The sequence below is a fragment of the Halanaerobium saccharolyticum subsp. saccharolyticum DSM 6643 genome (assembly GCF_000350165.1).
GTDB lineage: Bacteria > Bacillota > Halanaerobiia > Halanaerobiales > Halanaerobiaceae > Halanaerobium > Halanaerobium saccharolyticum.
This window is the reverse complement of sequence record NZ_CAUI01000019.1, coordinates 106,634-128,623: the sequence shown is the minus strand read 5'-3', so window position 1 is coordinate 128,623 and position 21,990 is coordinate 106,634. Positions and strand designations below refer to the sequence as shown.

Genomic DNA, 21,990 nt, shown 5'->3' with positions numbered 1-21,990 from the left:
CTTTAAAATAATACAGAAGTTAATAAATAAAAAACTAATCCACCACTTACTGTATAAAAAATATTTTTTGTTTTATAGGCAACTAATAATGTTGGAAAAAAAGCAACTAAAGAAGTGTTTTCCAAACTTAAATATAAACTGCCATTTTGAAGCAGTATTGCAGGTGCTAATAATGCTGAAAGTACAGCTGCAGGAATAAAACTTAACCAGAGAACCACTTTTTCAGGAAGTTCTTTATTCCCAAGTAAAGCTAATGGTAGAACCCTCGGAATAAATGTAACTAAAAACATACCTGCAACCATTAATATAAAACTAATTATCCCCACTGATATACACCCCTAAAAATGCTGCCATTACTGTTGCTAAAATTATATTCCAACTACCATTAATAGTTAAAGCAAATAAAATTGAAAGTAAAGCAGAAAAAACTGCTACCATTATTTCGCTTTTTGAGCTGATCTGCATTACCAGTAAAACTATAAACATTGCAGGCAAAACAAAATCTAAAGCTCCTCCACTACCAAAATTAATAAATTCAGTTAAAAAAGCCCCAATAGCAGAACTAGATACCCAGCCGAAATAGGCTGTTAGCCCCAGACCGAAAAAATATCTATGTTTTTTCTCCTGGTCATTTATTTTACTCATTCCAACTGCAAAAGATTCATCAGTTACTAAAAAACCTAAAAAAGGATAATAATAAAATGGTAAACCTCTTAAATGAAGGCTAAGCGATGCCGACAAAAGAAGATGTCGCAAATTAACCAAAAATGTCATTGCTACTATAGCTGCTACTGCAGCACCAGCAGATATCATCTCAATTGAAACTAACTGAGCTGAACCAGCAAAAACAAAAATAGACATAGCCGTGGTCTGCAGCGGACTTAAACCTTTATTAACAGCAAGCATCCCGTAAGCCATCCCTATCGGTAAATATCCTACAACTATGGGTACTGCATCTTTTATTCCCTTTTTAAAATTTGAATCATTAATTTTTTTAATGATATTTTTTTTATTTACCAGCTGCTCTTTACTCAGTGACATAAATTAAATCTACTCCTTTAAATAAATCATCTTAACTAGAATAACTGAATTGCTTTTCTAATTCTCTATTACTTATTTTCAGATATAATTTCAATTTCCTCAACTTTTGTTTAATCTAACTGTCTTGGGTCTAATGCATCTCTCAAGGCATCTCCCAATAGATTAAAACTTAAAACTGTAATTATAATCGCCAACCCTGGGAAAATAGACATCCAGGGTGCCTGAATTAAATATTCCTGACCTCTATTTAACATTGTTCCCCAGGCAGCAGTTGGTGGCTGAATACCAAGACCTAAAAAACTTAAGCCAGCTACAACAAGAATCGAAATACCAATTCTCAAAGTCGAAAGTACTATTAAAGAAGAAATAGAATTTGGTAAAACATGATTATATAAAATCCTTAAATCACTTGCTCCTAAAGCCTTAGCAGCTGCAACATATTCTTTTTCTTTAATTTGAAAAACTATTGAGCGGGTCAGTCGGGAAAAATTAATTAAACCTGTCACCCCAACAGCAATAATAATATTAAAAATCCCTGTTCCCAGAGCAGAGATTATAGCCAGAGCCAGGAGAATAAAAGGAATAGAGTTCCAGATTTCTACCAGACGCATTATTATCATATCAGCTTTGCCGCCATAATACCCGGCTATTAAACCAAGAGTGACTCCCAGACTGGCATTAACTAAAACAGCAGCAAAACCTACTCCCAGAGCAATTCTGGCTCCATAAAGAACTCTTGAAAACATATCTCTACCAAAATCATCAGTCCCAAACCAGTGCTCTAAAGAAGGTGCTGAATAGGTCATATTACTGTAATCAATTTCAGTCGGCGAATAGGGAGCAATAAAGGGTGCCATAAAAGCTACATAAAATATCAAAGCGAGAATTAAAACTGCTATTTTACCACCATAACCCTTATTAAATTCTTTAAACATTTTAGCATAAAGAGCATTTTCTTTAAATTTAAGGAAAATACTATTTTTAAACAATAGTAATAAAAGTAAAAAAATTATAATCATAGAAAAAACTGTAGCAAATTTATACTCTAAACTGCTCCAAATTTTACCTTCTACAATCCAGTTTTTATAATTTATATTTAGCTGAATTAATAATAGTATAAATAAAATAATTTTCTTTTTCAAATTTCAACACCTCATTCCACCTCTATTTATAGCTAATCCGAGGATTAATAAAAACATAAATAATATCTACCATCAGATTAACCAGTACAAAGAGGATCGATAAAATTAAAATCGAACCAAAAACTAATGGTTGATCTCTAGCCTCAACAGCATTAACTGCCAACCTTCCTACTCCAGGCCAGGCAAAAACTGATTCAATTAAAATTGCTCCTCCAAACATCATAGCCAACTGATTACCAATATTAGTTATTATAGGAATCAAAGCATTGCGAAAAGCATGTTTTAAAATAATAACCTTTTCAGCAACCCCCTTTGAACGAGCAGTCACCAGATAATCTTCTTTCATAATATCGAGCATTGAAGACCTAGTTATTCGGCTGGTAGAAGCTATCATGACTGTACTTAAAGCAAAAGCTGGTAAAATTAAATGCCTCAAACCACTTAAAGTCCAAATCCTGCCTCCATAACCTGAAGAAGGCAAAAAAGGAAAATAAACAGAAAATATATAAATGAAAATAATACCTGTAAAAAATGCCGGGACAGAAATACCAATAGTTGCAATAAACATACTCAAAAGATCAAACAAAGAATTTTTTTTAACTGCAGCTATTACCCCGGTTGGAATAGCAATTAGAACGGCTATTATTAGTGAAAGTACTCCCAATTCAATTGTAGCTATCAAGCGACGCCCAATAATATTTATTACTTGATCTCCATAATAAATAGAATCAAGTTCTCCTGTTAAGAAATTTTTGAGCATTAAAAAATATCTGACATGAAAAGGCTCATTAAAACCAAATTTTTCATTTAAGGCTTCTATCGCCTCTGGAGTTGCATTAGTCCCGAGCATAATAGCTGCTGGATTACCTGGTACTAACTGCATAATTCCGAATAAAATTAAAGAAACACCAATCACAACCGGTATTAACCAGAGTAGTCTTTTAACTATATAAGCAAACAAATTGTTCACCTCTTTCTAAAAAGACTATGCAGATAGTGTCACTATCTGCATAGTAATTTAAGATAATTTATCTTTAATATATCTGGTAAAATTACTTTTTAATTTAAAATTAATTCTACAGCTATTCTTTATAAACATTTGCTGTTGGAGTAACTAACGGAATTAAAAGTGAATTACCAGGTTCAAGCTCTTTGACATTATCCTGCATTACATAAATCTGAGTTGAGTGTGCAAGCGGATGAAAAACAAGATCTTCAATTAAAACTTTTCTTAAAACCTTATTATAAAGTTCTTCTCTTTCCGCCTGATCAGAAATTGCTCTAGCTTCTTCTAACCACTGATCTACCTCTTCATCCGAATAAAAGGCTCTGTTTAAAGCTCCACCTTCATCAGGAGATTTAAAGAATCTATATAACCAGTAATCAGGATCAGGATCTGAAACAAATCTTAAAAAGAACATACCAATTTCTCCTCGACCCAGCATATCCCACATTGTTCCAAATTCCATCGCTTTAACTTCAGCCTTGAGTCCTGACTGATTTAAAGCAGTTACCATTGCCTCGGCTGTTTTAACCTGATTTGGACGGCTATTAGACACATAAACCTCGGCTACATAATCTTCTGCAATTACTCCATCTTCCTTTAATTCTTCAAATTTCTGAGCTGCTGCCTCTGGATCAAATCCAACAGCATTTTCTTTTAAGAATTCTCTATCTTCCGGCCAGAGAGTAGGTGGTAACATTGAATATGCTCTTTCACCTAAGATACCAAAAATCTGAGGTATAATTTGGTCAAAAGGCACTGCCTGTAATACAGCTTCTCTAAATTTACGCTCCTGAGTTGGCTCCATTTCAAAATTGAAACCTAAGAAATTAATACCAGCACCTGCAGCTGATTTAACCTGATAATCGGGATTATCAGTAAACGAATCCAGCTGTCCTACATCAAGATTTACACCAAAGTCAATTCCGCCACTGCGAAGTTCCATAGCTTGAGTCGCGGATTCCGGAATAGATCTAATAACTAACTCTTTAATATTAGGAACCTTATTCCAGTGGTCTTCAAATGCAGATAAAACTATCTGATTACCAGCATCCCATTCTTCCATTTTAAATGGACCTGCACCGATAGGGTTTCTCCCAAGTTCTTCATCTCCAACTTCTTCAGCATATTCTTTTGGAAGTATACCAAAAGTCATAGCTAAAATAAATGGAGAATAGGGTTCACTTAAAGTGAATTTAATTCTGTAATCATCAATAACTTCAATACTCTCTACAGATTCAATTTTCGCTCTGAGACCTGAACCATAATCAGGGTTTAAAATACGCTGGTAGGTATATTCTACATCTTCAGCAGTTAATTCCTGGCCATTGTGAAATAATACCCCTTCTCTTAATTCAAAAGTATATTCTAAACCATCTTCTGAGATTGTCCAGTCTTTAGCAATACCTGGAACAATCTTATTAGCCTCACCATATTCTACTAGGCCATCAAAAATCAAAGAAGCAACTCTTTCATTAACAGAAATTGTAGTCTCACCTGGATCTAGGTTACTTACCTCATCTTCTATTCCCATTACAAATCTTTCTGTTTCCTGTGCCTGAACAGCAGCAAAAGTCGATACCATAAATAATAAAATTAATACAAAGACTAAAAACTTATTTTTCATTATACTTCCTCCTTATATGCTCTTTTGATATTAAATCACTTTCTAACCTGATCAACAAAATCAACAAAATCTTTAAATAACTTTAACTGAATTGGATCTTTAGCAGCCATCATTTCTGGATGCCACTGCACACCTAATAAATAGGGGTAATTAAGATCTTCAACACCTTCTACAAAACCATCTGGTGCTACTGCCGAAACTGTTAAGCCTTCACCAACCTTATCTACCGCCTGATGGTGATAAGAATTAACAGCTACCTCATCCCCCTCAAAAATTTTAGCCAGACGGGTATTTTCTTTGATCTCCAGTTGATGAGTCCTATAATATTTAGGTACCATCAGAGCCATATGTGGTATTTTACTGTCAGTATTATTACCACAAACATCTACTTTTAAAGACCCACCATAATTAATATTTATCAGCTGAAAACCACGGCAGATTCCTAAAATTGGTTTATTCATTTCCATTGCAATTTGTAAGATTTTTAATTCCCAACGATCTCGTTCTGGTGAAATATTACCCAGATATTTTTGGGGATAAGAGTCATATAATGCCGGATCAATATCACTTCCCCCTGGTATAACTAAACCATCAACCTCATCAAGAAATTCTCTAATATACTGCTCATCTTCACGTCTTGATTCAATATAGGGCATTATTAGCGGGATAGCACCAGCCAGACTCAAAGCTTCAGAATAATCTTGGGTAACTAGAGAAAATTCTACTCCTTCTAAACTATACTGCTCTCCCATTTTTTCTGTTGGTACTTTAAAAGATGTAATCAAAATTTTAGGGTACATACTCTTCCTCCATCCAAAACCTCTTAAAATAGGAATTTGCTTATTTTTTTAGTAGATATTTTAAAAAATTATATCAATCTTTAGTGTTGCTGTCAACATTGTCTACTTTATCACATTAGAGCGTTAAGTTAGATACTCTCACTAAATATCAATTTAACCCTCTCTTTATTATATTTTCTTCATTAGTCACTATTTTTCCTGCATTAATAATAAAAATCTCTTATAAGTTATCAATTCCTATTCAACAGGGACCCAAACTGAATAACCTTCTTCAGCATTTCCTTTTACTTTGAAAACTCCATTTGCTTCAGAATCTGTCTCTATTTTTTCATCTATATTACCTGTATAATCATAATATAAAGTATCTGCCCTACCTGAATTAACGGTCTTTTCTATTATTTCTCCATTTTCATGTTGAGTAATCATCATAACTAAACCACTACCAGGATGCTCTTTATCACCTGTACGAATATAGGAATAAGTGTTTTCATCATTTTGATCACTCTCATATGCTTCACCATAAGCAAATTTTTTGCGCGCTGCAATTAAATTATCAATTCTTTCTTTTAAACCATGACTGTGATAATCTTTCCAAAAAACTGCAGGAACTCCATCTCTACGCATTAAAATATAGCAATAAGCCTGCATTTTACGATACACTATAGCCTCTGTTCCATATTCATTTGTACCATCCCGCTCAGTATCATGATTTTCTACAAAAGTAATTGCTCGGCTTTTAAAATCTGCTTGATTTACCAGACCTTTTTCACCAAGCCAACGCATATCAAGATTCCCCTGCATCATTTTTACAAAATTTTCTCTTAAGGGAAAATCAAAAACATGTAATTTATCTTGGCCAACCGTATTCAAATAATCTGCCAGAGTATCTGCATTATTAACCCAGGCTTCACCAATAAAAAACAGATCTTTTTCAGTACTATTATTAACTTCTTCAATAAAATCATGGACCATTTGATTATCTACATGTTTACTGGCGTCAAAACGAAAGCCATCAAAATCAATCTCATTAATTATCCATTTACCCCAATTAATAACATCTTCTTTAATTTCCTGATTTTCGTAATCTATATCTGCTCCCATCAGATAATCATCTTCGTAAGAATCATCCCATTCCTTACATTTGAAAAGAAATTCTCCTGCTCGTTGGCTTCTTTCATCCCAATCAACACCATCAAAAACTGTCCAATCAAGTTTCAAATCACTATATTTACCAGCTCGGCCCTCAAAATTAAAGACTGTCCAGACCTCTGCTTTTTCTTCATCTTTAAGTTTAACTTCTTCTTTTTCATCTGCTCCTAATCTGTGATTCAAAACAGCATCATAAAGAAGTTTTAAATCATTTTTATGTAATTTTTTTACTGCCTGTTCCAGCTGTTTTTTTGTTCCATATTTAGTCCTTTTTGTTCCTTTTTGCTTAAATTCACCCAGATCCCAGAGATCATAAGTCCCATAACCTACATCGTCTCTGCCGCCTGCTCCTTTATTAGCCGGTGGTAACCAGAGAAAATCAAAGCCAGCTTCCGAAATTTCTGAGGCTTGATCAGCCAGCAGTTTCCAAAGATTACCTTCTTCTGGATATTCCTCTTTATATTCTCCAGTATTCATTTCCCAATAAAAAGTCTGTAAAATAACAGGATTTTCCACTATAATTCCTCCTAATATTTTAAATTTTATTTTAACAACTTTAAATTTAAATAATTTTAAAATTGATATTATTAAGACTAAATTTCTTATCTTGTTAATTATTTTATCATAAATTATAGTTTTTAACATTAAATTCAGTTCAAAATATGAAAAAACCCCGCCCAGAACCCTGGACGGGGTAAGTTGTCTCAGTTTATACAGTTTTAAACTCTATAACTTAACAACGTTTTCAGCTTGTGGACCGCGGTCGCCTTCAACGATTTCGAATTCTACTTCTTGTTCGTCTTCAAGTGTCTTAAAACCTTCGTCCTCAATAGCTGAGAAGTGTACAAATACATCGTCGCCATCTTCTCTTTCAATAAAACCATAACCTTTTTTCGCGTCAAACCATTTTACTTTACCTGTGTAAATCATATTAATTCATTCCCCCTAGGAATAATTCTATATTTGGGGTTCGTTCAGTTAAAACTTCACCCATCGATGATAATTATAGCACATGGAAAAAATCATTTCAAGGGTATATTTTCAGTGTTTTTTCCTAAATGTCATTTTTAAAAAATATATAATAAATCTTATTTTAAATATTATTTCTGATCTAATGGAATAGACTCACTTATTCCAAGATAAAGATATTTATTATTTTTTTCAAAAGTTTTTCGATCTTTAAATTCTTCCTTTTTTCCTTTATTCCATTCGGAAACAGGAGATAGATAGCCGACAACTCGAGAATAAATTTCACATTTTTGCTTTCTAGCCATTTTTAATCCCTCCATTTTTTACTTTATTTTGTTATACAATTTTCTAAACTGAAGCTAAATTAAATCTAATATCAGCAACCACGATAAAATCAGTCTCTAATTTCAACATTTTCAAGATATTTTTCTGCAGTTATTTTGAATTCCTCTAATTCTGATGGTGCAAATGATCGCTGTTTTCTTAAGTCAGGATCAAGGGTATTAATTGGCCTAAAATTCTGGATGAAAAATTTATCTGCTCCTTCAATTTGTTGAGCAATTTTTTCTATTTCTGCTTTATCATGTAAACCAGGGACTACAGTAGTCCTAAGTTCATAGTCTAAATCAGAATCTATTATTAGTGCAGCTGATTTTTTGATTTTTGAAATCAAATCATTTGGGGCAAGCTTCCCGTAATTAGCCCAGCTAAATTTTATGTCAACTGCAAGGTAATCAATCAAATCAGCTTCAATTAACTCTTTTAATTTTTTTGGGTTTGCAGCATTAGAATCAAGTTTAAGCAGCAGCTCGTAATCATTTTTTATTTTTAACATAAATTCTTTCAAATCTGGCTGCAGCAGCGGTTCTCCTCCTGTAATTGTAACTCCATCTAATAGATTTTTTCTTGTTTTTAAAAAATCAAAAAAATATTTTTCCGGCATTGATTCTTTTCCAGGAGGCAGCTTAAGCGGAATCAATTGACTATTGTGACAGTAAGGACAATAAAAATTACAGCCCTGAGTAAAAACAACAGCAGAAATTTGATCAGGGAAATCAATAACTGAAGTTTTTTGCAATCCAGCCAGCTTCATTTAATTCTCCCCACTTTCTGCAGCTGCCTCTTCTGCTTCCTCTTCTGCTTCACATTTAGGACAGTATTTATGTTCTCCTGGTAGATAACCGTGAACAGGACAGATACTAAAAGATGGAGTTAAAGTGTAATAAGGAAGCTTAAAGTTTTCTGCTATTCTTTTAACCAGTTTTTTTGTAGCTGTAATAGAATCTATTTTTTCTCCCAGGAAGCCATGAAAAACCGTACCCCCTGTATACATTGACTGAAGGTTATCCTGCAGTTCTAAAGCAGTAAATATATCATTAGTAAAATCTACCGGCAGCTGAGTTGAATTTGTATAATAGGGATCTGCATTTTCTGCCAGCACCCTCCCTTGATTAGCTGCAGTTATTTGATTACCAAATTTCTCTCTATCCAGGCGGGCAAAACGATAAGCGGTTCCTTCGGCTGGTGTTGCTTCCAAATTATAAAGATTATCTGTTTCTTCCTGGTACTGCTGCAGCCGATTCCTCATTTTTTCCATTACTTCTTCAGAAAACCGCTTTCCAGCTGGAGTTGAAATATCTTTGCCCATAAAATTAAGCAGTGCCTCATTCATTCCATTTAAGCCAATTGTATTAAAATGATTTTTCCAATACAGGTCAAAACGTTTTTTAATATCGCGCAAATAAAATTTTGCATAGGGATATAAGCCTTGATCAGTTAGATTTTCTAGAACCTTCCTCTTTATCTCTAAGCTTTCTTTTGCCTGATCCATTAGATAATAGACCCTCTTCATAAATTCTTCTTTAGTCTCAGCCTGATAGCCGATACGGGGCATATTTAAAGTTACCACACCGATGCTTCCTGTTAGAGGATTAGCACCAAATAAGCCTCCGCCTCGTTTGCGAAGTTCTTTGTTATCCAGCCTCAATCTGCAGCACATACTCCTTGCATCTTCAGGGTCCATATCCGAATTGATAAAATTAGAAAAATATGGTATCCCGAATTTAGCTGTCATCTCCCAAACAGGATCCAATTTTTCATTTTCCCACTCAAAGTCCTCAGTTATATTGTAAGTTGGAATTGGAAAAGAAAACATTCTTCCCTTGGCATCACCTTCCATCATCAGCTCAGCAAAGGCTCGATTGAGCATATCCATCTCCTGCTGAAATTCACCATAACACTTTTCCTGATGCCGGCCGCCAATTATAACTGCCTGATCTTTTAAATAATTGGGCACCTCAAGATCCATAGTAATATTTGTAAAAGGACTCTGAAATCCAACCCTTGTCGGCACATTCATATTAAATAAAAATTCCTGCATTGCCTGTTTAACTTCCTCATAATTAAGGTCATCATAGGCTATAAATGGTGCCAGATAGGTATCAAAGTTAGAAAAAGCCTGGGCCCCCGCACAATTCCCTCCCCAAACACTTTTTCCATTTCTGCGAACTAACAGGGTTTGATTGGGGACTTCTACACAATAAACTTTACCTGAATATTCAATTTCATTAATATTTTTAGAAGCTATTTTATGCATTTTGGTTGCGATTCGGGAGATAACATACCATTGAAATTCACCCTTGGTTTTTATATAGATATTTGCACAATAACCTAACTTTGTTATGATTTCTTGAACATCATCAGCCAGCTTTTTGCTCTTTGTATAATATTCATAATTACCATTTCCAATATACCCATCACCCTTCATCATCCAATTAAATAGAATCTCTAGTTGACTCTTATCCAGGGCTTTAATTTTTTCGGGAATATATTTATCACCTGCATGTCCAAATTTCTTTAAGTAGTTATAAAGCTGTTTACTGTTAATTCTATAATTCAGTTTATCCGGGCCATTAACCCTTCTAGATCTGCTGATATGATATTCAAAAGGTAATTCTGCTAATACCTTTTTTAGCTCAGTTACGTTATGATTCTCATTCTGCGTAATGGTTATTATATATTCACTGTAATTACTTCGATTCTCCATCTTTCTTTTTCTTTCATAAGCTGATCCTTCTGCAATCCAGAAGCCAAAAAAAGCAAGCCAGGTACTCATCTTAATTTTGGGAACTTCCAACATCTTTTCCACATAATTATCTCCATAAAATTGATAAACTTCTGTTTTTAATGGTGGCAGAATAAAGTATTCCTTGTTTTCTGCTTCCCAATTTCCCTGTTTAGGAATAAAATTATTATTGGAGTTAAAATTTTTAGCTAAAACGAATTTTTTATAATAATTATCTTCCATATGAGGAGCATACTGTTCAACCAATAATTTATGATCTGGAGTAACCATCATATCTAAACTGCGCTGACTAAAATGAATCATTTTCCCATCATAATCTTTTGCAATATGACGAAGTGGTTTTTGATACTCAATTTTATCAGTTTCAGGATTTATAGTACAAACTTTATCTTTTTCATTCAAATCATAAAAATATTTCCAGCCTTTTTCTGTTAAAACTTCAGTGTCTGCAGAATAACATTCACCTTGTAATGTATACATAAAATTTACAATTTGTCCAAGAGCCGTCTTTAAATGCTTTGGTGGTGCGCTCTCAATTTTTGTGGGAACTCCTCTAAAACCAGTCCGCAAAAGTTCCTCTAAATCCCAGCCACAGCAGTAAACACTCAAATTACCAAGATCATGGATATGTAAATCTCCACTGCTGTGCAGCGCTGCAGTCTCTTTGGGATATATCTCCTGCAGCCAGTACTGACCTGTTATCTCAGAGGCAATATAATTATTAAGGCCCTGGAGCGAATAACTCATATTAGAATTTTCATTTACCTTCCAGTCACTGCGGTCTAAATAATCATCCATAATGTTAACTGCATCTGCAAATAGTTTTTTGCTGTCCCTGAGCTTGCTGTGCTGCTCCCGATAAAGAATATAGGCCTTTGCGATTTCGGCATAACCCTTTTCGATCAAAACTTTTTCCACTAGATCCTGGATCTGTTCTACCTCTACTGCACCACCATTTTTGAAAAATATCTTTAAATAAGATAATACCTCAGCTGTTATCTCGGCAGCAATTTGAGGATCAGCCTGATCAACAGCTGCAGCTGCTTTTGCTACAGCATTTTCAATCTTTCCCGATTTGAATTCTACTTTTTTTCCATCACGTTTTTTTATATAATCTAAATTCATAATTCCTCCTTTTCGAACTTATGTTCGCCTTGCACTTAGTTATTTCTCTGCTTATTTGAATTATCCTGCTTATTTCTGACTTTATTTTCAAAACCTATGTAAACTAAAAAATCCCCTCCGCACAGGTTCTGCACGAAAGGGATAATAATATAAGTTAGCTGCAAAAATTTATTTGAAATTAGATAATTTCTCCTAAATCTAAATAAACTTCTGCTCTAACACCCCCTCATGACCCGTGAGTTTATGGTGTTTATAAATAAAGGCAGGTCTTCCGGCTCGGTTCAATTAAAAAACAGCCTTCCCAGTTTCCCAGTGGCAATTTTGATTACTCTTTAAACCTTACGGCGGCGGGACCGCAGAGGTTTTTCACCTCTTTCCCGTTTTAATCCAACCAATCATTTTCGCTATTAACGCCAAAATAATGACTGAAACCCTTATTTAAACTATTAAATTTTTAATTAACTATTTTTATCTTAATACATCTGTCAGTAAATAACAAATATTTCATTTTTAATCTCTAGACTAATTTAAAGCTGAGCCTTAATTACAGACGATTTTTCTTTAAAATACTCACTTTTTGTTTTTTAAGTTTTTTTCAAATTTTAAATTAACAAAGAATATTTTTTCTAGATTATTTTAATCCAGAATATAATCTTAATCTACTTATTTGGGCCCTTAACTACTACCGAACCAAAATAAAATAGAGCAGCAGTAATAATGATCACTGCCCCTGATGGCAGATCATAATAATAAGAAAAAGTTAAACCGCTAAAAGAAAATATTAGACCAAAAATAATAGCCAGTCCCATAATTTTCTTCAAGTTATCAGTATATAATCTTGCTGCTGCTGGTGGTGCTGTTAAAAGAGCAATAACAAGAACTATACCAACAACCCTAATTAAAATAACTATTGCCAGTGCTATCATGATGAAAAGAAAATTTTCTAATAAAGTTGATTTAATTCCAAGCACTCGCAAAAATTCTTCATCAAATAAATACGCCTTCCAATAATTAAAAAGACTGATGATCGCCAGCGAGATAAAGATAGTTAATGCTCCCATCAGCCAGACATCCATTCTGCGAACTGTTAAAATATCACCGAATAAATAAGAAGAAATGTCAGGGGGGTAACCGGGTGTAAAACCAATAAATAAGACTCCAAGCGCCATCCCTAAAGACCAGAACATTCCAACTAAAGTATCTGAGCCGGTTCCAATTTTACGCCGAATAGAAGTAATTGCTAAAGCTGCAGTAACTGCAAATCCAAGTGCTCCATAAATCGGTTCAATATTCAAAAGATAGCCGAGTCCAATTCCGCCAAATGAGGTATGGGCAATACCCCCACTTAGCATCACCAGTTTCTTCTCTACAATAATTGTTCCAATCAAACCACAGACAATACTGGCCAGTATCGCTGCAAAAAAAGCATTCTGCATAAATTGATAATTTAAAATTGCATCAATCATTATTTTCCTCCTCTCCGTGAGGAGCAAATACATGGTGAGGATGACCGTGAGCAATTAAATCAACCGGACAGCCAAAAACCTGTTTAGTTGTTTCCTGGTCCAGATGTTTATCTCCATGATGATATAATTTTTCATTTAGACAGGCCAAACTATCAAAATAAGAAGAAACTGCTGCCATATCATGAGTTACCACAATAATTGTTTTTTCCTTATTTAATTCTTTTAATAATTCATAAATTTGGGAGGTTGAACTAGCATCAACACTGGCTGTTGGCTCATCTAAAAGCAAAATTTCTGGCTCAACTGCCAATCCACGGGCAATTAAAACCCTCTGCAGCTGCCCTCCAGAAAGCTTACCAATTTGCCTCTCCTTAAGATGCAATAGATTAAGTTGATCCAAAACAGATTCCGCCTGCTCAATATCCTCTTTTCGATATTGATGAAAAAACCTAACTTTCCCACCAAGTTTAGCCATTAAAACAACATCTAAAACATTGATTGGAAAACTGCGGTCAAAATTAGAGACCTGTGGAACATAACCAATTTTATCAATTGCCTGACTCAGAGGACGGCCAAAAATCTTGACCTCTCCCTCTGGCTTAATCAAACCCAGAATAACCTTTAAAAGAGTAGTTTTACCAGCACCATTAGGTCCAATAATACCTAAAAAAGAACCTTCTTCAACCTGAATACTGACATCTTTTAAAGCATCTAAATTACCATATTTAACTGAAACATTTTTCAATTCAACTGCATAAGCCACTACTGACCATCTCTTCCTGCTAGCTCAGCGGCCATTTCTGCAGCCATTTTTTCTAAGTTTTCAATATAATTTTCTGCTAAAGGATTAAGTTTTACAATTTCTCCACCAAGTTCTTCGGCTACCGCCCTCGTTTTAGTACTGTCAATTTCCGCCTGATAAAAAACATTTTGGATTCCCTGTTCTTTAGCATTTTCTATAATTTCCTGTAGATGCTGTGGGCCAGGTTCTTTACCATCTTTTTCAATCGACAGCATTTTTAATCCATAATGCTCGGTAAAATAACCAAAAGAAGGATGATAAACTAAGATTGCCTCTCCTTTGTATGAAGATAATAATTCTTTATTTTTCCGATCAACTGCAGCTAGTTTTTCTAAATACTGATCTGTATTTTCTTTAAATTCAGCTTCATATTCTGGTAAAAGCTCTATTAATTCATCTCTCATAATTTCTACCATATAACTTGTACGGGCTGGAGATAACCAGATGTGAGGATCTCTGCCCCCAGCATGACTGTGTCCATGATCAGCATCCTCTTCCCCAAAGTAGCGGTGGGGATATTTGGCTTCAATTCTTTCAAATAATTTTACCACTTCTAAATCAGATCTTTCTTCTGCCCGTGGTAAAATATTCTGCATATCTGCCGGGACTCCAATCGAAAAATAGATGCTGGCTTCACTAAAAGCTCTCATTTTTGATGGAGAAGGAGAGTAATTAGCCGGACTAAATCCTTTGGGAATCATCTCTATAACTTCTACTCTTTCTCCAGCAATGGCCTCTAACATTTCTATCTGAGGTACAATAGTCACAGCTATTGTTGCTTCAGCTGCTCCAACACTTAGATTAACTAAGATTAATAATAACAAAAAAGCAATGATTGTTATACTCAAATTTTTCATTTTTTTCATCTCCCAATTATCAGTTTAAATCAAAGACCTAATTAAAAGCTGCAGCAGACCAAAGATCCCGCCAAACCACCCGTACTGTTTAAGATGGGCAAAATAGCGGCCAGCAAAACTGTCAAAAACCTCTTCAATCTCTGCTGGATTCATTTTGCTTATTTCTTCGGCTGTCAACTTCTTTAACTCCAAACTTTTAAGCAGAGCTTCCGAATTAGCCTTAAAGCTATCAACTCCGCTTTCTATAAATAATTCAAGCAGATATTCTAAGCTGGCTCTGTCCATTTTTTCTAACAGCAACTCAGTTCCTCCAGCAATATCTGCTGCTGACTGAGATAAAATGAGTTCATTTAGCTCAGGTTCTTTAATTAACTCTGAAATATTATTTAAAATTTCTTTTAACTGCTGATCATCTATTAGTGCAAAAGAAATAAGTTCTTTATTCTTAAAAAGCTGACTGAGTTCACTGTTAAAACTTTTAAGTTCTACCTCACTTAAAAGCTGTTCTACTTCCCCTTCAATTAAATCCTCTGCCATCAGATTTTTCAATTTAAGCAGAAGCTGTAATTTCTGTTCAATTTTTAAATGATGATTGATAAAATACTCAATCTTATCTGCTTCTATTTCCAGCTCAAAGATAAATAAATCCTCTTTTTCCTCCCTCAAGCCTGCTTCCAGCAGCTCATTTATCTCAGCTTCACTTAAGTAAAGAACTTCTGTCAATAAATCAGATCCCTGCCTGGAAGCAAAGAAATTACTTAAAAGCTGGCTTAAATTAATCTTTTCACTACTCAAAAATTCACTCTCATTTGTCTCAGCAAGCAGTTTAAAATACATATTTTCTAACTTAGACCTTTTTTCTACAAAATACTCCGTTTCTAAACGTTCAAAAACCCTTGCTGTAACGGAATCAACAAATTCATCCAGATCAGCCATATAAACGGCACCTGAAATCATAGTATTTTTTAAAAGCCCGCCTTTTTTCTCTTTTTCCGCCTCAATAATCTCATCTTTTTTGAAGTTAATTAGCTGAGCTGTTTTTTCCTGCTGCTGATTGATAAAATTCAGTCCCTGATCAAGATAATACCCAGAATTTGTTTCTAAAATTTCTATTAGCTTTCCTTTTAAATTATAATCAATTTCTGTATTTAAAAGTTCCGGCATAATGAATTTCAAAAAGGGATAAAGTTCTTTATTCTTAAGCAATTTTTTTAACTGAGCTGAATTAAGATTAAAATTATATTCTCCCCCCAAGGCTGCTGTAATTTTTCCTAGATCAAACTTTGAAATAAGCTGATCCTGCAGTCTTGTCAAATCAAGTTCGTTATTTACAAGATAAGAATTAATCATTTCTGCAAAATTTATTCCTGAAAGCTTTTTATCTAGATATTTATTTAGTTTTTGATTAAATGGTTCTTTAATCTCTGCTAGATTTTCATCATCAAAATTCAAAATTAGCTTATCAATTTTCGCCAATACTTCGGCAGCCAAAAAATTATTATTATCTTTGAGCAGATCAAAAAACTGCTGATAATCATTCTGCTCAAAATACTCTAATATAGTTTCTTTAATATGACTGCGATTTTTTTCAATGATCTCTGCAGCTGAATCTGCTTTAAGCAGTTCTTTTTCTACAAATTTACCCATTGAATCAGCAAAACGACTCCTGTTTTTGGCTACAACTCCAGGCGTAAATGGAATTTTTAAGCCTCCAACTCTTTTTGCTGCATAGGGATGAAAAATCATCCAGATGGCCAGCACATTGGTTAACCAGCCCACACCCCCATATAATACAGCGGAACTCAAATAATTCAACCAAAGAGGGGTGGAATTAAAGATTGCTGCCTCTGCCCCACTAAAAGCAAAGATTAGACCGGCTGCTGCACCTAAAAGTGCACCTAAATAAGTAATTGGTTTTAACTCTTTCCCCATAAAATCCTCAATCGCCTGCTGAACTTCCTGATCAGAAAGCTGATGTAAGTTTGCTGCTGCTGCCTGGGCCACCCGACCTTCGATTAGTTCAGGTAGATTATTATAAAAGAAAGTTGTAATTGAATCAGTTAACTTAACAACAGTTCCTTCGCCTTTAAGTAATTGATAAAGCTCTTTTAACTCTCTGTCAGCAAAATTCTGTTCAATACCTTTAAAATAATTTCCTGCTTCCTGCTTAAGCTGAGACTGATTGGCAGTTAATTCGGAATTAACGAGAGCAAAAAATTCATTATTTAGATACTGACTCAGCTCGCCTGCAATAAAATTATTTTGGCGTAGATACTGATAGATTTGATCTGAATTTTGTCTGCTTTTTTCAATCAGATTTTCTTTAGTAATCACATCCTGCAGTTTGAATTCAGCCAAATAGTCACCGACTAAATCTACTGATTCTTCTTTACCAATCAACTTCTTGAGCAGAGAAAACAAAAACTCAATTATTTTTTCTTCAAACTGCTGCTGTTGAAAAACATCGTCTGAGAAAAGCTCAAACAGCTGTTTTTCTTGATTTTGCTGATAAAAATCCCAAATAATATTTTCTAATTCACCGGCCTGAGCTTTAAAATCAACCCCGTTAAGCAGCTGCTTTAAACTAAAATCTTTAATTTTGGCCAAAAGAGACTCTGCCAGCTCTTGGCTCTCAGAATTCAATTTTTCTGAAAGCGATTTTTTTAAATGGGTTACAGGTAAACCGTATTCTTCTATGTTTTCTTGGTATTTACTGTAAATCCCCTGCCGGCTCATTGCCTTAAAACCAGTGCTGGCTTCAATCTCAGCCTCCACTGATTCTAAAATAAGTCTATTTAAATCTTCTGCTTCAGACTCCAAGAAGCTTAAAATTTTAGTTTCTGATTCACTAATAAGAGCCGTCAGATCTGCAACTATCTTTTTTTCCAGCTTCTCAGTTAATAAATTTTCAATTTTTAAGTCAGAGTTATCAACTTCAATTTTTAAGTTGAGCAAAATCTCACTCAAAGTCTTCTGCAAAATTTTATTCTGCTTCAATTCATCCAGTTCTGCAGCTGTTTTAAATAAATCACTAATTTTAATTTCTTTTAGCTCTTCCATTAAAGAACCAGCTAGATTTTCTAGATTAAAAAGCTCCTTAATTTTATCTTTAAATTCAGTTCTGCTTTGCTGATCTAGATTCTGATAGTTTTCAGCAAAAAAACTGATTCCCTCTTTCATAAAATTCTTTAACTCAAACTGAAGCTCACTGCTTAATAGCTGCTCCAGCTTTTTATCTTTTAGTTCCTGATAAAGACCAAGGCTGACGTTTTCAAGGCTTCCTTTTTGCTCTGCCTCATCTATAGTTTTGAGATAGATTTCCTGCAGCAGACTCTGTAGTTCAGACTGAGAAATTATTTTATCAAGTTTCTCCTTAGTTAGATATTCTGTAATTTCCTGTAGAACCTTAACTGAACTATTTCCAAGAAGAGATGCTAAAAGTTCATAATTTTCTTCCCAGCCAGGAAGATCACTTAAAATAACTTCTTTAGTTCTCTGATCTAAATAAATATTTAAAAAATCATTTAGGCTCCGAGTAAAATTTTCTTTAAACTCCGGACGAGAAAATTCCTCCTTCAAAGTCTGGTGGTTAATTAGATCCCTTTCTACCAGGTCAGAAATACTATCAATAAATTCTTCTTTAGTCTTAATAACCACTCCCCCAAGTGGTCCATACTCTTTGAAAATCATCTTTAGTGCCAGATTATTTGTTAGATAACCAGTGACTGCTCCTGTACCAGCTGCTGAAATAATTGCTAATAGATCTAGAGCCATTTCTTTTTCCTAAAATAAATAAGTTGAATAATTGCAATTACAAACATCAGAAACATTACAACTGGATAAGCAATTTTATAGTCTAATTCTGGCATATAACTAAAATTCATTCCATACACTCCAGCAATAAAAGTAAGGGGAATAAAAATCGTTGAAATTATTGTTAAAAATTGCATTACTTCATTCATTTTATTACTTTTATTAGAAAGATAAATATCCAGCATACTGGATAGCATATCACGACTGACATCAATTTCATCCATTAACTGACCTATATGATCATAAACATCACGCAAATAATAGTCTGTTTCTTTAGATAACAAAGGTGATTCAACCCGATAAAGATTACCAAAAATAGTATTTAAAGGCCAAATAGTTTTACGTAAAAATACTATTTCCTGCTTTAAATCCTGTATATTTTCTAAGGTATCAGGTCCGGTTTTAGCTGCAACAACCAAATCATCTAATTCTTCCAGCACCTCTTCATTTCGTTCTAATATATGAAAATAATTATCCACTATTGAATCTAAAAGAGCATAAAATAAGTAATCAGCCTTCTTCTTTCTTATCTGCCCTTTATTTTCTTCAAGTCTAGTCCGAACTGGATTAAAGTCATCTCCATGAGCCTCCTGGAAGGTAATAACTGTATTTTCTAATAAAATTAAACTAACTTGTTCTGACTTTATGTATTCTCCTTGATAACTCAACATATCTAAAATAGTTATAATATAATTATCAAATTCTTCCTTTTTGGGACGCTGTCTAGTATTAGTAATGTCCTCTAAGGTAAGCGGATGTAGATTTATTAAATTGCCAATCTCTTTAACTAATTCTACATCATGGATACCTGTAATATTAATCCAACTAATATAATTATCATTTTCAATAGTAGCTAGAGAAAATTCTTCAATCATTTTTCTCTCTACTTGATCAGCATTAAATTGAATTAATTCAATTTCTGCATCAATTTTTTTATCTATACCATGTAAAGTTCCCGGTGTATGACCAATCTCACTTGATTTAATTCGAGAAAATTTTCTCATTTTTTACCTCCCTATTAGTTATCCACATTTATTTTTTTATACCCTGATAAAATGGTAATTTATTACAAATTATTGCCTATTGTAAGTAATAATCATTTTTAATATCCACAGATTGTGGATAAGTTGTTGGTAACTGCTGATATTTATCCACAATTTTTGTTAATTAAATGTTAACAACTGTGGATAAAACACCTGTTTTGTTAGTAACTTGTGGATAACATCAAATTAAATTCGTTATTTTCTATTTATTTTCATTATTTAAAAAATCAATGAATCTATCCACAATTTCTGGATCAAATATCTTTGATTTATAGTGATTAAATTCTTTAATGATTTCTTGATCCTCCAAAGCACCAAAATAATATTTATCTTTAAGCAGAGGAAAGTAAATATTTGATTTCACCTTGCTGTAAAAATTAATTACAGCAAATAATCTGCTCAAATAAGGTATTTGATCACCATTTAAAGCTTCCGGCCAACCACTTCCATCATAATGCTCGTGATGAGAATAAATAAGATTACATATACCAATTAAATCATGATAATAAGCCACAAAATTTGTTGAATTTATTACATATTTTTGATATTCATCCCATTCTTCTGTTGTTAATTTTTCACCTTTTTTAACAATATTTTTATTAAGAGTTAATTTACCCAGATCATAATGCCTTGCTAAAAGCAATAAATCAGTCTTTTCTTTTTGATTTAAATTAAAATAATCTGCAGCCTTTTCTGATATTTTTAATAACTCACCACCATTACGTAAATTTATATAATTATTGTCTTCTATGTAGTTCATTAATGAATTGTAAAATTTACTTTCTTGGCTCTGTTTATGTCTATTAAAATTTATTTTTGAAATCCCATCACAAAAAAAGTCTTGAGCAGTTGTTTTATTATTACTTTTAAACATTGAAACTGCAGCAGTATCTATATAAATTCCATTAATATTTAATTTTGCAAGTTCGTTTTTAATAAAATCTAGTGTTTGATCTACTTCAGAATCATTTTTGTTTTTCAAAATTACAGCAAAGTGATCATTAGATAAATGAGCTGCAATTTTATCTTTTCCTCTGATTTTAACAAGAATAGAAGCTATTTCTTTTAAAAGTACATTACCCTGCTGATAACCAAAAAATTTATTTACTAAATGAAAGTTTTCTACATTAATTAAAATTAATGCTAAATTATCTTTTTTACTTTTATTCAACTCTTCAAATAGATGATTAAAATATTCTTTATTATATAAGCCAGTTAGCCTGTCATATCTTTTTATATAATTTAATCTTTCCTCTTTTTCTTTTAAGTCACTGATATCATAAGAAGCTCCCACAATTTCTTCAACTCTGCCATTTTTCATAACTGGATATAATGTAGTCTGCCATATTTTTTCCCCAGCAGGAAAATCTAATTTTTCAGTATAATTAATTCTCCCTTTTTTCTTTAAGCATTTACTGTAATTTTCTTTTAACTTTTCTGCAACTTCTTTATCAAAAATTTCTTTAATTTTTTTACCCCTTATCTCTTCATTAGTTAGTGCTGTTAAACGTTGATGAGTTCCATTAATTCTTTTATAATAAAAATTATTATCACAGTCAACTTTAACTAAAAATATCGCATCATGTGTATGGTCAATAATTGTACGATAATCATTTAACTTATCTTCTTCTTTTTTCAATTTATCATTTTTTCTTTGCTGCTTAAGCATTGTTAGCAATAAATGATTAGCAAATAATGAATAGCTTTCATTTTTATTGAAAATAGCTGTTAAATTATTAATGTTTTCATAATTAAGCTCTAATTCATTGTCAGTCTCGTTTAAAAGCATAATACTTGATTTAGTAAATTCTTTTTCTGCCAAAGTTAATAAATCAAGCCCTGAAAAAATTTCTCCAGCCTTATTTTCAACTATTATTATATCAATATCATCATTTTGATAAAGATAATTAACTGCCTGCCGATTATCATCAAATTCTTTAACTAGCTCAAAATCTATATTTTTAATCTTTCTTTTAGCACGATTGAGATAAGTTTTTATTTTATTTTTTTCTATTACATCTTTTATTATAGTAATTATTTTTAACAATGCTTTTCTCTCCTATATTGA

The 21,990-nt window shown here is 33.1% G+C and carries 16 protein-coding genes, 1 pseudogene and 1 riboswitch; all 17 genes and pseudogenes read right to left on the bottom strand.

What is annotated here, in order from left to right:
• Nucleotides 1-2: 2 nt before the first annotated feature.
• The 17 genes and pseudogenes from HSACCH_RS08145 to HSACCH_RS08060 all read right to left on the bottom strand — a co-directional run bounded on the left by HSACCH_RS08145 (nt 3) and on the right by HSACCH_RS08060 (nt 21,969).
• Nucleotides 3-326 (bottom strand): AzlD domain-containing protein, encoded by a 324-nt coding sequence (locus HSACCH_RS08145; protein WP_005489110.1) that lies wholly within the window; start codon nt 324-326, stop codon nt 3-5.
• Entirely contained in the window at nt 313-1,041 is a 729-nt protein-coding gene (locus tag HSACCH_RS08140) for an AzlC family ABC transporter permease (protein ID WP_005489109.1), read from the bottom strand. Before HSACCH_RS08140 ends, HSACCH_RS08145 begins: the two co-directional genes overlap by 14 nt.
• A gap of 110 nt (nt 1,042-1,151) precedes the next feature.
• Nucleotides 1,152-2,183 (bottom strand): ABC transporter permease, encoded by a 1,032-nt coding sequence (locus tag HSACCH_RS08135; protein WP_005489108.1) that lies wholly within the window; start codon nt 2,181-2,183, stop codon nt 1,152-1,154.
• Nucleotides 2,184-2,205: 22 nt separating this feature from the next.
• Nucleotides 2,206-3,153, bottom strand: a complete 948-nt coding sequence (locus HSACCH_RS08130) for an ABC transporter permease (RefSeq protein WP_235044007.1) — start codon at nt 3,151-3,153, stop codon at nt 2,206-2,208.
• A 112-nt stretch (nt 3,154-3,265) separates the two neighbouring features.
• Complete coding sequence (locus HSACCH_RS08125) at nt 3,266-4,813, bottom strand: ABC transporter substrate-binding protein (protein WP_005489105.1); 1,548 nt, start codon at nt 4,811-4,813, stop codon at nt 3,266-3,268.
• A gap of 35 nt (nt 4,814-4,848) precedes the next feature.
• Nucleotides 4,849-5,613, bottom strand: coding sequence for a gamma-glutamyl-gamma-aminobutyrate hydrolase family protein (locus HSACCH_RS08120; RefSeq protein ID WP_005489104.1), 765 nt, complete (start codon nt 5,611-5,613; stop codon nt 4,849-4,851).
• Nucleotides 5,614-5,850: 237 nt separating this feature from the next.
• Complete coding sequence (locus HSACCH_RS08115; RefSeq protein WP_005489103.1) at nt 5,851-7,278, bottom strand: alpha-amylase; 1,428 nt, start codon at nt 7,276-7,278, stop codon at nt 5,851-5,853.
• A 210-nt stretch (nt 7,279-7,488) separates the two neighbouring features.
• Nucleotides 7,489-7,689, bottom strand: a complete 201-nt coding sequence (locus tag HSACCH_RS08110) for a cold shock domain-containing protein (protein WP_202943531.1) — start codon at nt 7,687-7,689, stop codon at nt 7,489-7,491.
• A gap of 173 nt (nt 7,690-7,862) precedes the next feature.
• Nucleotides 7,863-8,024, bottom strand: a pseudogene (gene nrdD, locus HSACCH_RS13875) (anaerobic ribonucleoside-triphosphate reductase); the annotation flags it as partial.
• 101 nt (nt 8,025-8,125) lie between these two features.
• Entirely contained in the window at nt 8,126-8,824 is a 699-nt protein-coding gene (locus tag HSACCH_RS08100; RefSeq protein WP_005489099.1) for an anaerobic ribonucleoside-triphosphate reductase activating protein, read from the bottom strand.
• On the bottom strand, nt 8,825-11,941 hold the full coding sequence (locus tag HSACCH_RS14130) for a ribonucleoside triphosphate reductase (protein WP_005489097.1): 3,117 nt from the start codon (nt 11,939-11,941) through the stop codon (nt 8,825-8,827). It abuts the gene before it with no gap.
• A gap of 244 nt (nt 11,942-12,185) precedes the next feature.
• Nucleotides 12,186-12,392: riboswitch (cobalamin riboswitch) on the bottom strand.
• Nucleotides 12,393-12,600: 208 nt separating this feature from the next.
• Nucleotides 12,601-13,407, bottom strand: coding sequence for a metal ABC transporter permease (locus HSACCH_RS08085; RefSeq protein WP_005489096.1), 807 nt, complete (start codon nt 13,405-13,407; stop codon nt 12,601-12,603).
• The gene (locus tag HSACCH_RS08080) at nt 13,400-14,170 is read right to left on the bottom strand and encodes a metal ABC transporter ATP-binding protein (protein ID WP_005489095.1); all 771 of its coding nucleotides are present in this window, start codon (nt 14,168-14,170) and stop codon (nt 13,400-13,402) included. The genes HSACCH_RS08085 and HSACCH_RS08080 overlap by 8 nt, the downstream gene beginning before the upstream one ends.
• Complete coding sequence (locus HSACCH_RS08075; protein ID WP_005489094.1) at nt 14,170-15,066, bottom strand: metal ABC transporter solute-binding protein, Zn/Mn family; 897 nt, start codon at nt 15,064-15,066, stop codon at nt 14,170-14,172. The genes HSACCH_RS08080 and HSACCH_RS08075 overlap by 1 nt, the downstream gene beginning before the upstream one ends.
• A gap of 24 nt (nt 15,067-15,090) precedes the next feature.
• Nucleotides 15,091-18,840, bottom strand: coding sequence for a DUF445 family protein (locus HSACCH_RS08070; RefSeq protein ID WP_005489093.1), 3,750 nt, complete (start codon nt 18,838-18,840; stop codon nt 15,091-15,093).
• On the bottom strand, nt 18,831-19,883 hold the full coding sequence (gene corA, locus HSACCH_RS08065; RefSeq protein WP_005489092.1) for a magnesium/cobalt transporter CorA: 1,053 nt from the start codon (nt 19,881-19,883) through the stop codon (nt 18,831-18,833). Before corA ends, HSACCH_RS08070 begins: the two co-directional genes overlap by 10 nt.
• 241 nt (nt 19,884-20,124) lie before the next feature.
• On the bottom strand, nt 20,125-21,969 hold the full coding sequence (locus HSACCH_RS08060; protein ID WP_005489091.1) for a sensor domain-containing diguanylate cyclase/phosphohydrolase: 1,845 nt from the start codon (nt 21,967-21,969) through the stop codon (nt 20,125-20,127).
• Nucleotides 21,970-21,990: the final 21 nt, after the last annotated feature.